The sequence below is a fragment of the Streptomyces sp. NPDC002573 genome, from assembly GCF_042889625.1.
Lineage (GTDB): Bacteria > Actinomycetota > Actinomycetes > Streptomycetales > Streptomycetaceae > Streptomyces > Streptomyces gibsoniae.
In genome coordinates this window covers 35,991-55,675 of sequence record NZ_JBIARC010000028.1, presented here as the reverse complement: position 1 = coordinate 55,675, position 19,685 = coordinate 35,991, and the positions used below count along the sequence as shown (strand labels likewise).

20 protein-coding genes are annotated in these 19,685 nt (G+C 70.2%); 3 read left to right on the top strand and 17 right to left on the bottom strand.

The window, feature by feature from the left end:
- Window positions 1–24 precede the first annotated feature (24 nt).
- From ACFYX0_RS25250 to ACFYX0_RS25240, 3 genes are read right to left on the bottom strand one after another with little or no spacing between them, the layout of a single operon-like run.
- Complete coding sequence (locus ACFYX0_RS25250; RefSeq protein WP_388973307.1) at window positions 25–1,488, bottom strand: sensor histidine kinase; 1,464 nt, start codon at window positions 1,486–1,488, stop codon at window positions 25–27.
- Complete coding sequence (locus tag ACFYX0_RS25245; RefSeq protein WP_355915592.1) at window positions 1,485–2,183, bottom strand: response regulator transcription factor; 699 nt, start codon at window positions 2,181–2,183, stop codon at window positions 1,485–1,487. The genes ACFYX0_RS25250 and ACFYX0_RS25245 overlap by 4 nt, the downstream gene beginning before the upstream one ends.
- Before the next feature lie 10 nt (window positions 2,184–2,193).
- Window positions 2,194–2,775: a hypothetical protein gene (locus tag ACFYX0_RS25240; protein ID WP_388973305.1), complete on the bottom strand. Its 582-nt coding sequence runs from the start codon at window positions 2,773–2,775 to the stop codon at window positions 2,194–2,196.
- 154 nt (window positions 2,776–2,929) lie between these two features.
- On the opposite strand from ACFYX0_RS25240, the gene ACFYX0_RS25235 reads away from it, so the two are divergent.
- The 3 genes from ACFYX0_RS25235 (at window position 2,930) to ACFYX0_RS25225 (ending at window position 6,710) form a co-directional block, all read left to right on the top strand.
- Window positions 2,930–4,096 (top strand): sensor histidine kinase, encoded by a 1,167-nt coding sequence (locus ACFYX0_RS25235; RefSeq protein ID WP_388973303.1) that lies wholly within the window; start codon window positions 2,930–2,932, stop codon window positions 4,094–4,096.
- Window positions 4,093–4,734 (top strand): response regulator transcription factor, encoded by a 642-nt coding sequence (locus ACFYX0_RS25230; RefSeq protein WP_355915584.1) that lies wholly within the window; start codon window positions 4,093–4,095, stop codon window positions 4,732–4,734. Before ACFYX0_RS25235 ends, ACFYX0_RS25230 begins: the two co-directional genes overlap by 4 nt.
- A gap of 143 nt (window positions 4,735–4,877) precedes the next feature.
- On the top strand, window positions 4,878–6,710 hold the full coding sequence (locus ACFYX0_RS25225) for a glycosyl hydrolase family 18 protein (protein WP_388973301.1): 1,833 nt from the start codon (window positions 4,878–4,880) through the stop codon (window positions 6,708–6,710).
- Between the two features lie 75 nt (window positions 6,711–6,785).
- On the opposite strand, the gene ACFYX0_RS25220 is transcribed toward ACFYX0_RS25225, so the two are convergent.
- The 14 genes from ACFYX0_RS25220 to ACFYX0_RS25155 form a co-directional block, all read right to left on the bottom strand.
- Window positions 6,786–7,232 carry a DUF2550 domain-containing protein gene (locus tag ACFYX0_RS25220; RefSeq protein WP_311697345.1) on the bottom strand — a complete coding sequence of 149 codons (447 nt, stop codon included), beginning with the start codon at window positions 7,230–7,232 and terminating at the stop codon, window positions 6,786–6,788.
- A gap of 129 nt (window positions 7,233–7,361) precedes the next feature.
- A complete protein-coding gene (locus ACFYX0_RS25215) occupies window positions 7,362–7,736 on the bottom strand; it encodes a F0F1 ATP synthase subunit epsilon (RefSeq protein ID WP_311697346.1) in 375 nt (124 codons plus the stop codon).
- A gap of 131 nt (window positions 7,737–7,867) precedes the next feature.
- Window positions 7,868–9,304, bottom strand: coding sequence for a F0F1 ATP synthase subunit beta (gene atpD / locus ACFYX0_RS25210; RefSeq protein WP_355915577.1), 1,437 nt, complete (start codon window positions 9,302–9,304; stop codon window positions 7,868–7,870).
- A gap of 2 nt (window positions 9,305–9,306) precedes the next feature.
- On the bottom strand, window positions 9,307–10,218 hold the full coding sequence (locus ACFYX0_RS25205) for a F0F1 ATP synthase subunit gamma (protein WP_388973299.1): 912 nt from the start codon (window positions 10,216–10,218) through the stop codon (window positions 9,307–9,309).
- A 21-nt stretch (window positions 10,219–10,239) separates the two neighbouring features.
- Window positions 10,240–11,832, bottom strand: a complete 1,593-nt coding sequence (atpA, locus tag ACFYX0_RS25200; RefSeq protein WP_355915571.1) for a F0F1 ATP synthase subunit alpha — start codon at window positions 11,830–11,832, stop codon at window positions 10,240–10,242.
- Window positions 11,833–11,947: 115 nt separating this feature from the next.
- Window positions 11,948–12,763 carry a F0F1 ATP synthase subunit delta gene (locus tag ACFYX0_RS25195; protein ID WP_311697350.1) on the bottom strand — a complete coding sequence of 272 codons (816 nt, stop codon included), beginning with the start codon at window positions 12,761–12,763 and terminating at the stop codon, window positions 11,948–11,950.
- Window positions 12,760–13,320, bottom strand: coding sequence for a F0F1 ATP synthase subunit B (locus ACFYX0_RS25190; RefSeq protein ID WP_355915568.1), 561 nt, complete (start codon window positions 13,318–13,320; stop codon window positions 12,760–12,762). The genes ACFYX0_RS25195 and ACFYX0_RS25190 overlap by 4 nt, the downstream gene beginning before the upstream one ends.
- Window positions 13,321–13,358: 38 nt before the next feature.
- Window positions 13,359–13,604, bottom strand: a complete 246-nt coding sequence (gene atpE, locus ACFYX0_RS25185) for an ATP synthase F0 subunit C (RefSeq protein WP_059130009.1) — start codon at window positions 13,602–13,604, stop codon at window positions 13,359–13,361.
- A gap of 79 nt (window positions 13,605–13,683) precedes the next feature.
- Window positions 13,684–14,454 carry a F0F1 ATP synthase subunit A gene (gene atpB / locus ACFYX0_RS25180; RefSeq protein ID WP_355915706.1) on the bottom strand — a complete coding sequence of 257 codons (771 nt, stop codon included), beginning with the start codon at window positions 14,452–14,454 and terminating at the stop codon, window positions 13,684–13,686.
- 273 nt (window positions 14,455–14,727) lie between these two features.
- The gene (locus tag ACFYX0_RS25175; RefSeq protein WP_355915565.1) at window positions 14,728–15,165 is read right to left on the bottom strand and encodes a hypothetical protein; all 438 of its coding nucleotides are present in this window, start codon (window positions 15,163–15,165) and stop codon (window positions 14,728–14,730) included.
- 298 nt (window positions 15,166–15,463) lie between these two features.
- Entirely contained in the window at window positions 15,464–16,828 is a 1,365-nt protein-coding gene (locus ACFYX0_RS25170) for an MraY family glycosyltransferase (protein ID WP_388973298.1), read from the bottom strand.
- Window positions 16,829–16,955: 127 nt separating this feature from the next.
- Complete coding sequence (glyA, locus tag ACFYX0_RS25165; protein ID WP_388973296.1) at window positions 16,956–18,197, bottom strand: serine hydroxymethyltransferase; 1,242 nt, start codon at window positions 18,195–18,197, stop codon at window positions 16,956–16,958.
- A gap of 130 nt (window positions 18,198–18,327) precedes the next feature.
- Window positions 18,328–19,029 carry a protein-tyrosine-phosphatase gene (locus tag ACFYX0_RS25160; protein ID WP_311697356.1) on the bottom strand — a complete coding sequence of 234 codons (702 nt, stop codon included), beginning with the start codon at window positions 19,027–19,029 and terminating at the stop codon, window positions 18,328–18,330.
- Window positions 19,026–19,673, bottom strand: a complete 648-nt coding sequence (locus ACFYX0_RS25155) for an L-threonylcarbamoyladenylate synthase (RefSeq protein WP_311697357.1) — start codon at window positions 19,671–19,673, stop codon at window positions 19,026–19,028. Before ACFYX0_RS25155 ends, ACFYX0_RS25160 begins: the two co-directional genes overlap by 4 nt.
- Window positions 19,674–19,685: the final 12 nt, after the last annotated feature.

The window sequence follows — 19,685 nt, the reverse complement described above, 5'->3', positions numbered from 1 at the left end:
GTCGTCCGTCCGTCGCAACGGAGGCTAGGAAGCGTCTTTGTGGGAACTCTGTGACCGGTTTGCCCCGGCTGTTCCGATCAGCCAGTCCCGTCGATCCGGCAGGGCCCCGCCCGTCCTCGGCAGCCGTATCTCGAACCGGGCCCCGGCACCGTCCGGCCCGTCCATGACCGCGACACTCCCCCGGTGCAGGGCCGTCTGCTGGGCGACCAGGGTCAGACCGAGACCGGAGCCCGAGCTGTCCGGTCCCCGCCGGAACCGTTCGAAGATCCACTCGCGGGCCTCGGGCGGAACGCCGGGCCCGTGGTCGTCCACCGTGATCACGGCCTCGGAGCCGTTTCCGGCCACCCCGACCGCCACGGTCGCCCGCCCCTGCGGATCCCGTCCGTGCGCCAGCGCGTTGACGAGCAGATTGTCCAGCAGCAGCCGCAGTCCGGGTTCCCAGCCGGACACGGTGAGCCCCGGCTCGGCCCGCAGTGTGATCCGGGCCTGCGGAGCGCGGCGCCGGGCATCGGCGACCGCCGCGTCCGCGGCCTCCGCCACGTCCACGGTCCCGAAGGCCTCCGCCTCCACCAGATCGCCGCGCCCCAGCTCACGCAGCATCATCAGCAGGCCGAGCAGGCGGGCGTGCTCGCTGCGCAGATCGGCGAGGACCTCCGTGCGGTCCGGCTCGGGCAGGGCGGGATGGTCGGTGAGGATGTCCAGGTTGGTGCCCATGCTCATGAGCGGGGTGCGCAGTTCGTGCGAGGCGGCGGCGGAGAAGGAGCGGGCCGTCTCCAGGGCCTCGGCGGTGCGGGCGGCCTGTTCGTCGTAGCGGGCGAGGACCGTCCGCAGGGTGGCCGCGAGGTCGTCGACCTCCCGCACTCTGGTTCGCTCGTCGTCCAGCCGGGCGGCGCTGGTCCGCGGGTCGAGACCCGCGGCGCGACGGCCGAGGCGGCGCAGCGGGCCGGTGGCACCGGTGGCGACGCCCCAGGCAAGCAGGCCGGAGAGCGGGGCGGCGAGCAGGGCGGTCAGGACCACCCGGCGCCGCACGAGCCGGAGTTGGGTGCGGTCGGCGGTGTCGGGCCGGAACACCCAGAGGGTGCCGGTGGCGCGGGGGCCCCGGATCGGCACGGCCAGGGCCCGCCAGCTGTGCCCGGCGTCCCGCACGGTGACCGGTCCGACCGACCGCGCGGGCAGGGCGACCGAGGCATCGGGCTGGGGTCCGCCGCTGAAGGTCGCCGTGGGTCCGACGACCCGGACGCCGACGTCGAGCGCGGCGCTGTACAGCTGCCGTTCCCTGGTGTCGGCCGCGCGGGGCCGGTCGGCGGCGGCCGCCCGGAGCAGGGAGCGCGCGTCCGGGGCCACGGCGGCGGCCCGCTGGCGCAGATGCTCGTCCTCCTCGTGGCGCAGGTCCTGGGCGACCAGGCGCAGCAGCAGCCAGCCGGAGGCGAGCACGAGCAGCGGGACGGTGAGCCCCACGGCCAGTCCGATGCGGGTGGACAGTCTCATGACGGCTCCCCCCGCAGGACGAAGCCCACTCCCCGCACGGTGTGCACGAGCCGGGTGCCGCCGTCCGCCTCCAGCTTGCGCCGCAGATAGCTGACGAAGGTGTCGACGGCGTCGGTGCGCACCTCGAAGTCGTAGCCCCACACCCGGTCCAGGAGCTGGTCCCGGGTGAGGACGAGGCCGGCGTTGCGGGCGAGCACCTCCAGGAGCTCGAACTCGCGCCGGGTCAGCTCCAGCGGCCGGCCGGCCCGTTCGGCGGTGCGCGCCGCCGGATCGATCTCCAGGTCCGCGACCCGCAGCAGCTCACGGCCGGCCGGCGGCCGGCGGCGCAGCAGCGCGTGCAGCCGGAGCACGAGTTCCTGGAGGGCGAACGGCTTGACCAGGTAGTCGTCGCCGCCCGCCTGGAGTCCGGCGATACGGTCGGCGGTCTCGTCGAGCGCGGAGAGCATGAGGACGGGCAGGTCCTGGCCCTCGCCGCGGAGCCGGGTGCACACCTCGATGCCGCTCATGCCGGGCATCGACACATCGAGGACGAGTACGTCCGGCGGGGCGTCGCCGATGGCGGCGAGCGCCTCCGCCCCACTGCCGGCGGTGCGCACCGCGAAGCCGCTCAGCCGCAGCCCGCGTTCCAGCGAACGCCGGATGGCCGCGTCGTCGTCCACGACCAGGACGCCCCCAAGGCGTGCCGGATGGCTCATGCGCCCCTCCTCATCGTCCGGACAGGGTACGACCCTCCTTCGAACGGGTGGCAGCGGCGGCCGGCGCCTTCTTCGGCCAGAGCAGATACGTCAGGGCGATCAGCCCGTGGATCACGGTGATCCGCAGCGCCGTCCACTGCCAGGACCTCAGCGGCCCGACGGCGTCCGGGTCGCCCACGTACCAGACCGCCGCCTGGAGCAGGGCGGCTGCCACGGCCGCGGCCAGCAGGGTGCGCAGCCACAGCCGGCCCTCGTGCCGGGCGCGCGGCATCCCGTGGCGGGGCGGTTTCGGCGGGCGCGGGGCACCGGCCAGGCGGTGTGCGGCATGGCCGTCCAGCAGGCGGATCGTGTGATGGCCGTAGGCCACGGTGAAGCCGATGTACAGCGCCGCGAGGCCGTGCTCCCACCCGGGCGCGGCGCCGTTCTTCAGGTCGACGGCCGTCGCCACGAACAGCACGACCTCCAGCAGCGGTTCACCCAGCAGCAACGCCACGCTCGTACGGCGCCACCTGAGCAGATAGCGGACGGCCAGACCGGCCGCCAGCAGCACCCAGAACCCGGCCTCGCACGCCACGATCAACCCGACGATCACGGTTCGCTCCTCTCGTCCCGTTCCCTCCAGGCTCCCTGCGGCCCGCGGCCGGGGCGTCGTCGGCGGTGACGAAGTGCGAGTACATCGAAAGATGCAGTCGAGGACCCTCCCGGGGACGCACGCGGACGGTCCGGGTGCCCTGTTGGATGGAGGCATGGCCCCTCGACTCCCCCACCCCCACCGTGACGATGTGCGGATCGCGGTGGGCGGGCTGTCCGGCGGACTGCTGCTGTGGGGGCTCGGGCTCAGCCCCCGCGTGCTCTCCGACCCGGTGGTGCTGTGGCCGGCGTGGTGGGTGCTGCTGGTGCCGCTCGTCGTCACGGCCGGCTGCGAACTGCTGCGCCGCACCCGCCCGAAGGCCGCCCTGCTGATCGGCACGGCCGCGGTGTGCGCCGACACGGTGACCCGGGGGAACGTGGCCACCGTCGTGATGTTCACGGATCTGATGTACGCGGCCGTCCTCTACGGCACCCCGGCCTCCGCCCGGCGGCTGCCCTGGATCACCGGGCTGCTCACGGTGATCGGCGGGGTCCTGCCGCTGGCCCTGTGGCGCGACCCGCGGGGGCTGCTGATCGGCGTCGGGGTCGGGGTGGTCACCCTCGCGCCCGCCGCCACCGGCTGGGTGGTGCGCGACCACCGCGACGCCGCCGAGGCCGCCCGGCTGCGCGCCGAACAGACAGCGCTGCTCGCCGAGATGGACCGGGCCCAAGCGGTCGTCGACGAACGGGCGCGGGTGGCCCGGGAGTTGCACGACATGGTCGCCAACCACCTCTCGGCGATCGCCATCCACTCCACGGCGGCGCTCTCCCTCGACGACCCGGAGACCTCCCGGGAGGCGCTCGGCGTCATTCGGGAGAACAGCGTGGCGGGGCTCGCCGAGATGCGGCAGCTGATCGGCATCCTGCGCGCGGACGAGAGGGCACCGGCCGCGACCCCCACCCTCGACGGCGTCGGCGCCATGGTGGAGAGCGCGCGCACGAACGGGCTCGACGTCACGCTCGACGCGCGGTGCGGTCAGGTGCCCGCGCCGGTGGAGCTGGCCGCGTACCGGATCGTGCAGGAGTCGCTGACCAACGCCCTCAAGCACGCCGGACCTGGCCGTGTCACGGTGTGCCTCACCCAGGACGACGACGCCCTCGCCGTCCGGGTGACCAGTCCCTACGGCCGCCCGGACGGGCCGCGCGCCCCGGGCTCCGGCTCCGGGCTGGTCGGGATGCGGGAGCGGGCCACGCTGCTCGGCGGTACGTTCGACGCCGGTCCGGACGGGGCGCGGTGGTCCGTGCGCGCCGTCCTGCCCCTCACCCAAGGAGACCCCTCGTGATCCGTGTGCTCGTCGCCGAGGACCAGTCCGCCGTGCGCGCCGGGCTGGTGCTGATCCTGCGCGCCGCCCCCGGCATCGAGGTGGTCGGGGAGGCGGCGGACGGCGAGGAGGCGGTGGCGCTCGCCCGGGAGCTGCGGCCGGATCTGGTGCTGATGGATGTGCAGATGCCGCGCCTGGACGGGGTGTCGGCGACCCGGCAGGTGGTCGGTGAGGGGCTCGCCGACGTCCTGGTGCTGACCACCTTCGACCTCGACGCGTATGTGTTCGGGGCGCTGCGGGCCGGGGCCGCCGGGTTCCTGCTGAAGAACGCGGAGGCCGCGGATCTGGTGGAGGCGGTCCGCACGGTGGCACGCGGGGAGGGGCTGATCGCGCCGGCCGTGACCCGGCGGCTGATCGCGGAGTTCGCCGCGGGGCCGGTCCGGGAACCGCGGGCCGACGCGGCCGTGCTGGACACGCTCACCCGCCGCGAGCGGGAGGTGCTGTCGTGTCTGGGCGAGGGGCTGTCCAACGCGGAGATCGCCACGCGGCTCGACATGGCGGAGGCCACCGTGAAGACCCATGTGAGCCGTCTCCTGCACAAGCTCCGGTTGCGCAGCCGGGTCCAAGCGGCCGTCCTCGCCCAGGAGTTGGGGATCTAGCACTCCACCTGGGGCACTGGTCCAGACCTATTGACCTATGGTCCAGACCTTTCTATTCTCGCCGCACCGTGGGCTGGAGGCTCAGTCATGCCCACGACTCCCGCTGTGGCGCCCCTGGCGCACATCGACATAAGGAGGCGCGGATGCGCTTCAGACACCGAGCCGCGGCAGGGTTCGCAACCCTGTTGCTCCCGCTGGCCGGACTGGTCGGCCTCGCAAGCCCCGCCCCGGCCGCGGCGGACGCCGCGTCGGCCACCGCCACCTACGCCAAGACCCAGGACTGGGGCACCGGCTTCGAGGGCAAGTGGACCGTCAAGAACACCGGGACCAGCACGATCAGCGCATGGACCATCGAGTGGGACTTTCCCTCCGGTACGTCCGTGACCTCCGCCTGGGACGCGGACGTCACCAGCTCCGGCACCCACTGGACCGCCAAGAACAAGTCCTACAACGGCACCCTCGCCCCGGGCGCCTCCGTCTCCTTCGGCTTCAACGGCGCGGGTCCCGGCGCCCCCGCCAACTGCAAGCTGAACGGCGGAAGTTGTGACGGCGGCACCCTCCCCGGCGACAACCCGCCCTCCGCACCGGGCACCCCCACCGCGTCCGGCGTGACCGACACCTCCGTGAAGCTGTCGTGGGCGGCGGCCACGGACGACAAGGGCGTCAAGAACTACGACGTGCTGCGCGACGGCACCAAGGTCGCCACCGTGACGACGACCTCGTACACGGACACCGGTCTGACCGCCGGCACCGACTACGCGTACACCGTCCAGGCCCGGGACACCGCCGACCAGACCGGACCGGTCAGCGGCGCGGTCTCCGTGCACACCACCGGCGGCGGCACCAACCCGCCCCCGACGGGCTCCGCGGTCAAGCTCGGCTACTTCACCGAGTGGGGCATCTACGGCCGCAACTACAACGTCAAGAACCTGGTGACGTCCGGTTCCGCCGCGAAGATCACCCACATCAACTACGCCTTCGGCAATGTCACCGGCGGCAAGTGCGCGATCGGCGACTCCTACGCCGACTACGACAAGGCGTTCACCGCCGACCAGTCCGTCAGCGGTCTCGCCGACACCTGGGACCAGCCCCTGCGCGGCAACTTCAACCAGCTGCGCGAGCTGAAGGCGAAGTACCCGAACCTCAAGGTGCTGTGGTCCTTCGGCGGCTGGACCTGGTCCGGCGGCTTCGCGGACGCCGCCAAGGACCCGGCGGGCTTCGCCCAGTCCTGCTACGACCTGGTGCACGACCCGCGCTGGGCCGATGTCTTCGACGGCATCGACATCGACTGGGAGTACCCGAACGCCTGCGGTCTGTCCTGTGACACCAGCGGGGCCGCGGCCTTCAAGAACGTGATGGCCGCGCTGCGCGCCAAGTTCGGCTCCTCCGCCCTGGTCACCGCGGCGGTCACCGCCGACGGCTCCGCCGGCGGCAAGATCGAGGCGGCCGACTACGCCGGGGCCTCGCAGTACATCAACTGGTACAACGTGATGACGTACGACTTCTTCGGCGCCTGGGACGCGCAGGGCCCCACGGCCCCGCACTCCCCGCTCACCTCGTACAGCGGCATCCCGCACGCCGGGTTCACCACGGCCGACGCCATCGCCAAGTACAAGGCGGCCGGTGTGCCCGCGAGCAAGCTACTGGTCGGCATCGGCTTCTACGGCCGCGGCTGGACCGGCGTCACCCAGGACGCCCCGGGCGGCACGGCCACGGGCCCGGCGGCCGGCACCTATGAGCAGGGCATCGAGGACTACAAGGTCCTCAAGACGTCCTGCCCCGCCACCGGCACCGTCGCGGGCACGGCGTACGCCCACTGCGGCAGCAACTGGTGGTCCTACGACACCCCGGCCACCATCGGCTCCAAGATGGCCTGGGCCAAGTCCCAGGGCCTGGGCGGCGCCTTCTTCTGGGAGTTCAGCGGTGACACCAGCAACGGTGAGCTGGTGAGCGCCCTGAGCAACGGCCTGTCGTAACCCTTTTCGAAGGATTCAGGCCACTGACGCTCCCCCGGCTTCGTCCGGGGGAGCCCACCCAACGAGTGAACGCGGTTACGCCACGTTCACTCGTTGGCCGGGAGGCGCGGCTTCCAGCCACGCCAGGAACCCGGTCAGCGCGTCGTCGCTCATCGCCAGTTCCAGACGGGTGCCCCGGTGGTGGCAGGCTAGGATCACCGCGTCGGAGAGCAGCGCCAGCTCCTCCTCGCCCTCGGGTGCGCGCCGGCCGGCCACCTCGATCGCCGAGCGCTCCAGGACCCGGCGCGGGCGCGGCGCATAGGAGAAGACCCGGAACCATTCGACGCGGTCACCGTTGTAGCGGGCGATGCCGTAGCCCCAGCCCTTGCCGCTGGTGTCGGTCTCCTCCGGGACGTTCCATCGCAGGCTGCAGTCGAAGGTGCCGCCGGAGCGCTGGATGATGCGACGTCTGAGGCCGAAGACGAACAGCCCCACCAGCACGAGTGCCACGACCAATCCGCACGCACTCAGAGCGAGGACCATCGACACCGACCTCCTCGTCTCCTAGGTAACGGAACGGAAAAAACACCCGGATTCGCCTCAGCCGCGACTGGGGCCGGATCGCTCCGGTCCCAGCCGCGGCTGAGTCATGTCTTTACACAGTGTGCTGTGTCAGTGCCCCGACACCGCACGCAGTCGGACCTCCGCGCGGCGCTCGGCGGAGGCGTCGGCCTCCGTCTTCGCCCGCTCCAGGGCCCGCTCCGCGCGCTGAACGTCGATCTCGTCCGACAGCTCGGCGATCTCGGCCAGCAGGGAGAGCTTGTTGTCCGCGAACGAGATGAAACCGCCGTGCACCGCGGCGACGACCGTTCCACCATCACTCGTACGGATGGTCACCGGGCCCGACTCCAGCACACCGAGCAGCGGCTGGTGACCGGGCATGACGCCGATGTCGCCGGACGTGGTGCGCGCGACGACCAGGGTGGCCTCGCCGGACCAGACCTGGCGGTCGGCGGCGACCAGCTCGACGTGCAGCTCAGCAGCCAAGAGAGGCTCCTCGGGTCACCACCCGGCGGTACTGCCGGGTGTTGGGATGAATTCTAGTAGGCGTACGGAGGGGGACGGGACGCGGCCCGGGGTCCGGGTCGGTCTCGTCCCCCTCTGTCACGAGCGCGGGGTCAGGAGACGCCCAGCTCCTTCGCGTTCTTCTTCAGGTCGTCGATACCACCGCACATGAAGAACGCCTGCTCCGGGAAGTGGTCGTACTCGCCGTCGATGATCGCGTTGAAGGCCGCGATCGACTCGTCCAGCGGGACGTCCGACCCGTCGACGCCGGTGAACTGCTTGGCGACGTGGGTGTTCTGGGACAGGAAGCGCTCCACGCGACGGGCACGGTGGACGACGAGCTTGTCCTCCTCGCCGAGCTCGTCGATACCGAGGATCGCGATGATGTCCTGGAGGTCCTTGTACTTCTGCAGAACCGTCTTGACGCGCATGGCGGCGTCGTAGTGGTCCTGGGCGATGTAGCGCGGGTCCAGGATGCGGGACGTGGAGTCCAGCGGATCCACGGCCGGGTAGATGCCCTTCTCCGAGATCGGACGGGAGAGCACCGTCGTCGCGTCGAGGTGGGCGAAGGTGGTGGCCGGGGCCGGGTCGGTCAGGTCGTCGGCGGGGACGTAGATCGCCTGCATCGAGGTGATCGAGTGACCGCGGGTCGAGGTGATGCGCTCCTGGAGGAGACCCATCTCGTCGGCCAGGTTCGGCTGGTAACCCACCGCGGACGGCATACGGCCGAGCAGCGTGGAGACCTCGGAGCCGGCCTGCGTGAAGCGGAAGATGTTGTCGATGAAGAACAGCACGTCCTGCTTCTGGACGTCGCGGAAGTACTCCGCCATCGTCAGGCCCGCGAGGGCCACGCGCAGACGGGTGCCCGGGGGCTCGTCCATCTGGCCGAAGACCAAGGCGGTCTTGTCGATGACGCCCGAGTCGGACATCTCCTCGATCAGGTCGTTGCCCTCACGGGTGCGCTCACCGACACCGGCGAACACGGAGACACCGTCGTGGTTGTTGGCGACACGGTAGATCATCTCCTGGATGAGCACCGTCTTGCCGACACCGGCACCGCCGAACAGACCGATCTTGCCGCCCTTGACGTACGGGGTCAGCAGGTCGATGACCTTGACGCCGGTCTCGAACATCTCGGTCTTGGACTCGAGCTGGTCGAAGTTCGGGGCCTTGCGGTGGATGGACCAGCGCTCGCCCTCGTACTTCTCGTCCACGTTCAGGACGTCACCGATGGTGTTGAACACCTTGCCCTTGGTGAAGTCGCCGACCGGGACGGTGATGCCGTCGCCGGTGTCGGTGACCGTGGCCTGGCGGACCAGACCGTCGGTGGGCTGCATCGAGATCGCGCGGACCAGGCCGTCGCCCAGGTGCTGGGCGACCTCGAGGGTCAGCGTCTTCTTCTGGCCGGCGTTGGCCGGGTCGGCCACCTCGACATGAAGGGCGTTGTACATGTCCGGCATCGCGTCGACGGGGAACTCCACGTCGACGACCGGGCCGATGACCCGCGCGACGCGGCCCGTCGCCGTGGCCGTCTCAACAGTGGTGGTCATGTTCAGTCACTCCCCGCGGTCGCGTCGGCCAGGGCGCTCGCGCCACCGACGATCTCGCTGATTTCCTGGGTGATTTCGGCCTGGCGGGCCGCGTTGGCAAGCCGGGTGAGGTTCTCGATGAGATCCCCGGCGTTGTCGGTGGCCGACTTCATCGCGCGCCGCGTGGCGGCGTGCTTCGAAGCAGCCGACTGGAGCAGCGCGTTGTAGATACGGCTCTCCACATAGCGCGGCAGCAGGGCGTCGAGGACGTCCTCCGCCGACGGCTCGAACTCGTAGAGCGGCAGGATCTCGCCCTTGGGCGCTTCCTCCGCCACCTCTTCGAGGCTGAGCGGCAGCAGGCGGGCGTCGACCGCCGTCTGCGTCATCATCGAGACGAACTCGGTGTAGACGATGTGGAGTTCGTCCACGCCGCCGTCCGCCGTCTCCTTCTCGATGGCCTCGATCAGCGGCGCCGCGACCTTCTTGGCGTCCGCGTACGTCGGCTCGTCCGTGAAGCCCGTCCACGACTCCGCGATCCTGCGCTCACGGAAGTTGTAGTGGGCGACACCGCGACGGCCGACGATGTACGTGTCGACCTGCTTGCCCTCGCGCTCCAGCCGCTCGGTCAGCTGCTCCGCCGCCTTGATCGCGTTGGAGTTGAAGGCACCGGCCAGACCGCGGTCGCTCGTCAGGAGCAGCACCGCGGACCGGGTCACCGTCTCGGCCTGCGTGGTCAGCGGGTGCTTGGTGTTCGAGCCGGTACCCACCGCCGTGACCGCGCGGGTGAGCTCGGTCGCGTACGGCGTGGAGGCCGCCACCTTGCGCTGCGCCTTGACGACGCGCGAGGCGGCGATCATCTCCATCGCCTTCGTGATCTTCTTGGTCGCGCTGACGGATCGGATGCGACGCTTGTAGACCCGGAGCTGGGCTCCCATGAGTCAGGTCCCTTCCTTACGTCACTTGGCGGCAGCGGCAGGAACGTCCTCGCCGAGCAGCTTGCCGTCCGAGGTCTCGAACTGCTTCTTGAACTCGGCGACGGCGTCGTCGATCGCCTGGATGGTGTCGTCCGACATCTTCGCGCCCTCCTTGATGGAGGTCATGAGGCCCTGGTACTTCCGGTGCAGGAAGTCCAGGAGCTCACGCTCGAAGCGGCGGATGTCGACGACCGGAACGTCGTCCATACGGCCGTTGGTGCCGGCCCAGATCGAGACGACCTGGTCCTCGGTGGCCATCGGCTGGTACTGCGCCTGCTTCAGCAGCTCGACCATGCGCTGACCGCGCTCCAGCTGCGCCTTCGACGCGGCGTCCAGGTCGGAACCGAAGGCGGCGAACGCCTCCAGCTCACGGAACTGGGCGAGGTCCACGCGCAGACGGCCGGAGACCTGGCGCATCGCCTTGTGCTGGGCGGAGCCACCGACACGCGAGACCGAGATACCGACGTTCAGAGCCGGGCGCTGGCCGGCGTTGAACAGGTCGGACTCCAGGAAGCACTGGCCGTCGGTGATGGAGATGACGTTGGTCGGGATGAACGCCGAGACGTCGTTGGCCTTGGTCTCGACGATCGGCAGACCGGTCATCGAGCCGGCACCCATGTCGTCGGAGAGCTTGGCGCAGCGCTCCAGCAGACGGGAGTGCAGGTAGAAGACGTCACCCGGGTAGGCCTCGCGGCCCGGCGGGCGGCGCAGCAGCAGGGACACGGCGCGGTAGGCGTCGGCCTGCTTCGAGAGGTCGTCGAAGATGATGAGGACGTGCTTGCCCTCGTACATCCACTGCTGGCCGATGGCCGAACCGGTGTACGGCGCGAGGTACTTGAAGCCGGCCGGGTCGGACGCCGGAGCGGCGACGATGGTCGTGTACTCGAGCGCGCCGGCGTCCTCCAGGGCACCGCGCACGGACGCGATGGTGGAGCCCTTCTGGCCGATGGCGACGTAGATGCAGCGGACCTGCTTCTTCGGGTCGCCGGTGCGCCAGTTGTCACGCTGGTTGATGATCGTGTCGACGGCCAGGGCGGTCTTGCCGGTCTGGCGGTCACCGATGATCAGCTGACGCTGACCGCGGCCGACCGGGGTCATCGCGTCGACGGCCTTGTAGCCGGTCTCCATCGGCTCGTGCACCGACTTGCGCTGCATGACCGTGGGGGCCTGCAGCTCGAGGGCGCGGCGGCCGGACGTCTCGATCTCGCCGAGGCCGTCGATCGGGTTGCCGAGCGGGTCGACGACACGGCCGAGGTAGCCCTCGCCGACCGCGACCGAGAGCACCTCGCCGGTGCGGTGCACCGGCTGGCCCTCCTCGATGCCGCTGAACTCACCGAGGACGATGGCACCGATCTCGCGCTCCTCGAGGTTGAGGGCGAGGCCGAGGGTGCCGTCCTCGAACTTCAGCAGTTCGTTGGCCATGGCCGAGGGCAGGCCCTCGACCTTCGCGATGCCGTCGCCGGCAAGGGTGACCGTACCGACCTCCTCGCGCGAGGCCGCGTCCGGCTTGTACGACTGGACAAAGTTCTCCAGCGCGTCCCGGATCTCCTCCGGCCGGATCGTGAGCTCCGCCATCTGGGTTCCCTGCTCTCCTTGTTGGGCCCGAAGTTTCTGTGGGGGTCTGGGGGCGACCCCCAGGAATCCTCTGCACGGCCCAACGCGGGCCGTAGTACTGCGTATGGAGTTGCTGCTAGCTCGCCATGCGACGGCGGGCGTCCTCAAGCCGGTCCGCGACCGACCCGTTGATCACCTCGTCACCGACCTGCACCCGCATCCCGCCGACGACCTCGGGGTCCACGTCCAGGTTGAGGTGCATCTGGCGGCCGTAGAGCTTGGCCAGTGCGGCGCCGAGGCGCTGCTTCTGCGTGTCGCTCAGCGGGACCGCCGAGGTGACGACGGCGACCATCCGGTTGCGGCGCTCGGCCGCCAGCTTGGACAGGGACTCGATTCCCGTCTCCAGGCTACGTCCCCGCGGCGCGGTCACAAGGCGCTGCACAAGACGCTCGGTGGTCACGTTCGCCCGGCCGCCGAGCAGCCGGTGCAGCAGCTCGGTCTTGGCCGTGATGCCGGCCGCACGGTCCGTGAGCGCGGCGCGCAGCTCCGTGTTGGAGGAGATGATCCGGCCGAAGCGGAACAGCTCGTCCTCGACGTCGTCCAGCGCGCCCGCCTTCTCGGCGCCGGTGAGGTCGGCGAGGTTCGCCAGCTCCTCCAGCGCGTCGACCAGGTCACGCGGCTGCGACCAGCGCGAGCGCGCCATGCCGGCGAGCAGGTCCACGACCGGTCCGCTGACCTGGCTGCCCAGCAGACGCTGGACCAGCTCGGCCTTGGCCTCGGCGGACCGCGCCGGGTCGGTGAGGACCCGGCGCAGACCGGCCTCGCGGTCGAGCAGCGCGGTGACGGCGGCCAGCTCGTCGGCGAGCTGCGCCGCGTCCACGGACGTGGCGTCCGTCAGCGCGTCGAGACGCTCACGTGCGGCAGCCAGGGCCTCGCGGCTCGCTCCGTTCATCGCGCGGCCTCAGCCTTCGAAGCGGCCTCGTCGAGCCCGTCGAGGAAGCGGTCGATCACACGGCTCTGCCGGGCGTGGTCCTCGAGGGACTCGCCGACCAGCTTGCCCGCCAGCTCGGTGGCCAGCGTGCCGACGTCCTGCCGCAGCGTCTGCGCGGCGGCCTTGCGGTCGGCCTCGATCTGCGTGTGACCGGCGGCGATGATCTCCTCGCGCTGCCGCTGGCCTTCCGCGCGCATCTCGGCGATGAGCGTGGCGCCCTGCTCCTGCGCCTCCTGGCGCAGCCGCGCGGCCTCGTGCCGGGCTTCGGCGAGCTGAGCCTTGTACTGCTCGAGCACGCTCTGGGCCTCGACCTTCATGGCGTCGGCCTCTTCGATACCGCCTTCGATCGCCGCGCGCCGCTCCTCCAGAACCTTGTTGATGTTCGGAAGCAGCTTCTTCCAGAAGAAGAAGAACACGATGGCGAAGGCGATGGTGCCGATGAGCAGCTCGGGACCGGCCGGGACGAGCGGGTTCTGCTCGGTCTCCGCGGCCGCCAGCTGCACCAGGTTGGCGATCACATCAGTGCCTTTCGTCGATTCGTGTCAGTAAGAAGTGATTACTTACCGAACACGAACGGCATAACGATGCCGATGAGGGCGAGCGCCTCACAGAAGGCGAAGCCCAGGATCTGGTTGGCGCGGATCAGACCGGCGGCCTCGGGCTGGCGAGCCAGGGCCTGGGTACCGTTGCCGAAGATGATGCCGACGCCGATGCCGGGGCCGATCGCAGCGAGGCCGTAGCCGATCGAGCCGACGGAGCCGTGGACACCAGCGGTGGCGGCGAGGGTCTCAAGAGCGGACATGCCGGTTCTTCCTTCTCTTTCATGGACCGGTGGGGGTTGGCCACCGGACGTCTGGGGGTGTGCGGGCAGGTGGTTCGACTCAGTGCTGCTCGGCGAGAGCGCCCTGAATGTAGGAGCAGGCAAGGAGCACGAAGACGTACGCCTGGACGGCCTGGATGAAGAGTTCGAAGATGATCATGGCGATGGTCATCACGAAGGAGACGCCGGCGGCCGGGATCATGTAGCTGTTCAGCAGGTACCAGGAGGCGACGGTGAACATCACCAGCATCAGGTGACCGGCGAACATGTTGGCGAACAGTCGCACCGCGTGCGTGAACGGGCGGACCAGCAGGTTCGAGAAGAACTCGATGACCATGACGAGCGGCAGGACCGCGCCGAGCGACTTGTCGTAGCCGGTGATGTTCTTGAAGAAGCCGACGAAGCCGTGGCGCTTGAAGGTCAGCGAGACCCACATGATCCAGACGATCGCGGCGAGCACCATCGGGAAGGCGATCACCGAGGAGACCGGGAACTGGGCCAGCGGGATCACCGACCAGACGTTCATGATCCAGACGAAGAAGAACAGCGAGACCATGAACGGGACGTACTTCTCGCCCTCGCGCTTGCCGAGCGTCTCGTAGACGATCCCCCGGCGCACGAAGTCGTAGCCGGCCTCGGCCACCATCTGGAGCTTGCCCGGGACGACCTTGGCGTTGCCGAAGGCCGCCCAGAAGAACGCGACGACCAACACGGTGGTGATCAGCGCGAGCAGCATCACCTTGTTGAACTCGAAGCCGCCCGCCGTGAACAGGGGCTTGAAGAGGAAGGAGTTCAGGCCCGGTGCCGGAAAGCCACACCCGTTGTCGGACAGGATGCGGCAGCTCCAGTCAAAGGCGAGCTGGGTCTGGTCAGCACTCACCGCGGGCTCCTTCGGCGTGACGCATGGGTACGGCAACCTCGTTGTGTCGGCGCGGCGCGCAGCCGCGGATCGGCACCGGACTGGTGTTACGGATGTGGGGGCGGCTGGGGGGCACCAAGCCTCGCGATTGAGCAGGCGTCAGCTCAGATGCCCGCGCCCGCGATGCCGCAGTTGGCACCGGACGATAGCAGGATCTCTCACGCGTCTTTATCCCGGCCCTACCCCTCACGGCGTGGACCCTGTCTTCTCGGGCTTCTCGCTCTTCTCGGAGTCCGGGTCGATGTAGAAGATCTTGGCCTTCATATGCGCGCGTGCCTGCGCCGCCATCCACACGACCGTCGCGATCACAAGTGCGAGCGCGAACGTCTTCGGATCGAAGAGAGAGGTGCCCTTGAAGAGAGCCACGAAGATCAGGAGCAGCAGGAGCTGAGCGACGTAGAGCATCAGCCCCATGGCCTGGAACAACTGCGGGAGCGTTTTTGCCGTCCACTGCAGTACGTAGAGCCCGACCCCCATGAAGACGAGGGCGAGCAGCGTGCCGACGGCCGCACCGAGCGCTCCCTTGCCCCCTGCGACCACGCCACTCACGGCGACGGCGACTACGCCGACGGCCGCTGTGGGCACAGCGATCCGCAGAAGGTTCCGGGCGTCATTGGACGGCATGGCGGCAACTCCGCTTACTGAAGGGGGCAGGGTGTCGTCATGGACGAGCGTAGTCCCGGGGCGAGTGGGGACCTCACGCAGAGGGTCCTCCACGGAGGGCCCTCCGGCTCTATCCCGGGGCTTCTCGTGAACCGTATCACAAACTATTTGATGTGGTCTTTACCAAGGGGTGTGCCCACCGTCACACATGAGAGTGGAGCTGCGCGTCTGTGCGCGCGGAGCACCCAGTTGTCTGGTATTGGGGTGCTATATACCCCCACGAGTTGGCAACGCACTCGTCAGATTCTTACTTTGCGTATCAGCGTGACGACTCGGCTTCGCGCCGCTCCGGACGCGACCGGGCGCCCAGCGCGGTGGCTCCGTTGACCGTCCTGGCTCCTGCGGCGACGGGCGTGCGACGCGTCTCCACGGCCACGGCGACCCCGTTCACCGGCTCCAGGCCCTCCAGACCCTCCCCGCCGGCCCCGGCCGCCATCGGCCCGGCCACGGCGCCGCGCCTGCGGCGGTAGCGCGGCGGCACGAACGCCTCGGCCCAGCGCGGGGCGCGCGGGGTGAACCTCGGCAGCAGGAGCAGCACCAGGCCCACCGCGCTCAGCGCCATGATGCCGAGCACGATCCACATGGACGCCGAGTTGACGGAGTAGGCCAGGGCGCCGAAGGAGATGATCGCCGCCCAGAAGTACATGATCAGCACGGCCCGGCTGTGCGAGTGCCCGATGTCCAGCAGCCGGTGGTGCAGATGGCCCCGGTCCGCGGCGAACGGCGACTGGCCGCGCCAGGTGCGGCGCACGATCGCCAGGAAGAAGTCGGCGACCGGGACGGCGATGATCGTCAGCGGCAGCAGCAGCGGGATGTAGACCGGGACCGTCTGGTGCACCGTCGCCCGCTCGGAACCGGAGAAGAGGTTCATCGCGTCCGGGTCCACCTGGCCGGTGACCGAGATCGCACCGGCCGCGAGCACCAGCCCGATCAGCATCGAGCCCGAGTCGCCCATGAAGATCCGCGCCGGGTGCATGTTGTGCGGCAGGAAGCCCAGGCACATGCCCATCAGGACGGCCGCGAACAGGGTCGCGGGGGCGGCCGCCTCCAGGCCGTAGCCGTACCAGATGCGGTACGCGTACATGAAGAACGCGGCGGCCGCGATGCACACCATGCCGGCGGCGAGGCCGTCGAGGCCATCGACGAAGTTCACCGCGTTGATCGTGATGACGACCAGCGCCACCGTCAGCAGGGTGCCCTGCCACTGCGTGAGCGCGACCAGGCCGACGCCCGGCACGGGCAGCCACAGGATCGTCAGACCCTGCATGACCATGACGCCCGCGGCGATCATCTGGCCGCCCAGCTTGATCAGGGCGTCGATCTCGAACTTGTCGTCCAGCACGCCGATCAGCCAGATGAGCGCGGCACCGGACAGCAGCGCCCGGGGCTCGTTCGACTTGGCGAAGACCTCGTTGAGGTTCTTGAGGTGGTCGGCGACCAGCAGACCCGCGCACAGCCCGAAGAACATGGCGATACCGCCGAGCCGGGGAGTCGGTTCCCGGTGCACGTCCCGGGCCCGGATCTCCGGCATGGCTCCGGCCACGATCGCGAACTTACGTACCGGCCCTGTGAGCAGATACGTCACCGCGGCCGTGATGCAGAGCGTCAGCAGGTATTCACGCACGGGCTTCCCCACAGATCTCGCTGGACGTCCTCAGCCCCACAGCCTAGCTTCGCGTGCATACGGTTGAGGACTCACGGGTAGCCACGATGGTTGCACGCGTGGCTGTGTACTCCGCTGCGTGTACCCCTCAACGGCCGGGATACGGCGGAAATCCGCCGGTGAGCTCCCGCACTTCTTCACGCGCCCGCTTGGGCTCCGTCTCCTCGCGCAGCACGGCGCCGAAGAGAGCGGCGATCCGCGCCATCTCCGTCTCGCGCATGCCCTGCGTGGTGACCGCGGCGGTGCCCAGGCGCAGCCCCCGGACGTCGCCGTGGGGCAGCGCACAGGTGTCGAGGACCATACCGGCCGCCGCGAGCAGTCCGCGGGCGGTGTGGCCCTCCACGCCCAGCGGGGCGGGGTCGACGGTCAGCAGATGGGTGTCGGTGCCGCCGGTGGTCACATGCAGCCCCTCGGCGGCCAGGGCCGCCGCGAGCATCCGGGCGTTGGCCACCACCTGGTGGGCGTAGACCCCGAAGTCCGGGGTCGCCGCCTCCCCGAACGCGACGGCCTTCGCGGCGATGCTGTTCATCTGGGCGCCGCCCTGGGTGAACGGGAAGACGGCCCGGTCCACCCGTTCGGCCAGTTCGCTGCCGCACAGGAGCATGCCGCCGCGCGGGCCGCGCAGCACCTTGTGGGTGGTGGCGCAGACGACGTCGGCGAACGGCACCGGGCTCGGTGCCGCTCCCCCGGCGACGAGCCCGATCGGATGCGCGGCGTCGGCGATCAGATACGCCCCGACCTCGTCGGCGACCTCCCGGAAGAAGGCGTAGTCGACATGGCGCGGATAGGAGATGGACCCGCACACGATGGCCTTCGGACGGTGCGTACGGGCCAGGGTGCGCACCTGCACATGGTCCATCAGCCCGGACTCCGCCTCGACGCCGTAGCCGACGAAGTCGAACCAGCGGCCGGAGAAGTTCGCGGGCGAGCCGTGGGTGAGATGGCCGCCGTGCGGCAGTCCGAGGGCGAGCACGGTGTCGCCGGGCCTGAGCAGGGCAGCGTACGCGGCGAGCACCGCGGACGATCCCGAGTGCGACTGCACATTGGCGTGCTCGGCCCGGAACAGCGCCTTGGCCCGCTCCACGGCGATGCGCTCGGCGACGTCGACCAGCTCGCAGCCGCCGTGGTACCGGGCCCCCGGGTACCCCTCGGCGTACTTGTTGGCGAGCGGGGAGCCGAGGGCGGCGAGCACTGCCGGGGAGGTGAAGTTCTCGGCGGCGATGAGCTGCAGCGTCGTCGACTGCCGGGCGAGTTCCCCGAGGAGGATCTCGGCCATATCGGGATCCTGCCGGCGCAGTACGTCGGTCTCGAGGGTGTGGGTGACCGCCATGGTGGTCTCCGGGGATCCAGGCGTCGGGGTGTACGTCCAATGTAGGCCCGTGCCCCTTGTGGCGCCCGGGCGCCGCGTTTCGCCGAGCCACCCGGCGGACGGCACCGCCAACGCTGTCACGGGCGCCGTGTCAGGCCCGTGCGGGCACTCCCGTCAGTGCGGTCACCACCGGGTCCAGGGCCTGGTGGATCTCGTCCCCGATCGAGCGGAAGAACGTCAGCGGCGCGCCGTACGGGTCGAACACCTCGTCGGCCTCCGCGGTCGGCGCCAGCAACCAGCCGCGCAGGGCCGCGGCGGCCCGCACCAGGGCGCGGGCGCGGTCCACCATGCCGTCCTCCAGCGGAGGCAGCGTGGCGGGGTCTATCGCCCGTACGAGACGGGTGAACTCCTTCAGCGTGAAGGTGCGCAGGCCCGCCGAGTGGCCCATGGAGATCACCTGGGCCCGGTGGTCACGGGTCGCGGTGAGGACCAGGTCGGCCCGGATGACGTGCTCGTCCAGGAGTTCCCGGCCGACGAAGCCGGACGCGTCCGCGCCGAAGTCCGCGAGGACCGCCTCCGCGTTCGCCTCCATGGGGGCACCCTCGTGGCCCCAGGTGCCCGCGCTCTCAACGATGAGGCCGCCCATGACGCTGCCCGCGATGAGGCCGGGCGCGGGGCAGCCCAGCCGGTCCGCGAGAAAGTGCCGGGTCAGCCGCTCGGTGATCGGCGAGCGGCACACGTTGCCGGTGCTGACGTGGAGGATGCGGAAGGTGTCATCCGGAAGACCTGGCTCCGCCAGGCCTCCCGTCCCTCCCCCGCTGCCTATGCCACGCCCCGCGTCGGGCGGTGTCAATTCGCCACCTCGAGGTCGGGTACGACCTTGCGCAGCTCCTCCGCCGACAGTGCGCCCTGGCGCAGCAGCACCGGCACCTTGCCGGTGACGTCCACGATCGACGAGGGGACGTTGCCGGGCGTGGGACCGCCGTCGAGGTACACGGAGACCGAGTCGCCGAGCATCTCCTGCGCGGCGTCACACGTCTCCGGTGCCGGGTGGCCGGTGAGGTTGGCGGAGGAGACGGCCATCGGGCCGACCTCCGTCAGCAGCTCGATGGCGACCGGGTGCAGGGGCATGCGCACGGCGACGGTGCCACGGGTGTCCCCGAGGTCCCACTGCAGCGACGGCTGGTGCCGTGCGACGAGCGTGAGCGCGCCCGGCCAGAACGCGTCGACCAGCTCCCAGGCCATCTCGGAGAAGTCCGTGACAAGGCCGTGCAGGGTGTTCGGGGAGCCGATCAGGACGGGCGTGGGCATGTTGCGGCCGCGGCCCTTGGCCTGGAGCAGGTCGCTCACGGCCTCCGAGGAGAACGCGTCGGCGCCGATGCCGTACACGGTGTCGGTCGGCAGCACCACGAGTTCGCCACGGCGGACGGCGGACGCGGCCTCGCGCAGACCCGTCGCGCGGTCGGTCGCGTCGTTGGTGTCGTATCGCCGTGCCATGTCTAGAGGGCC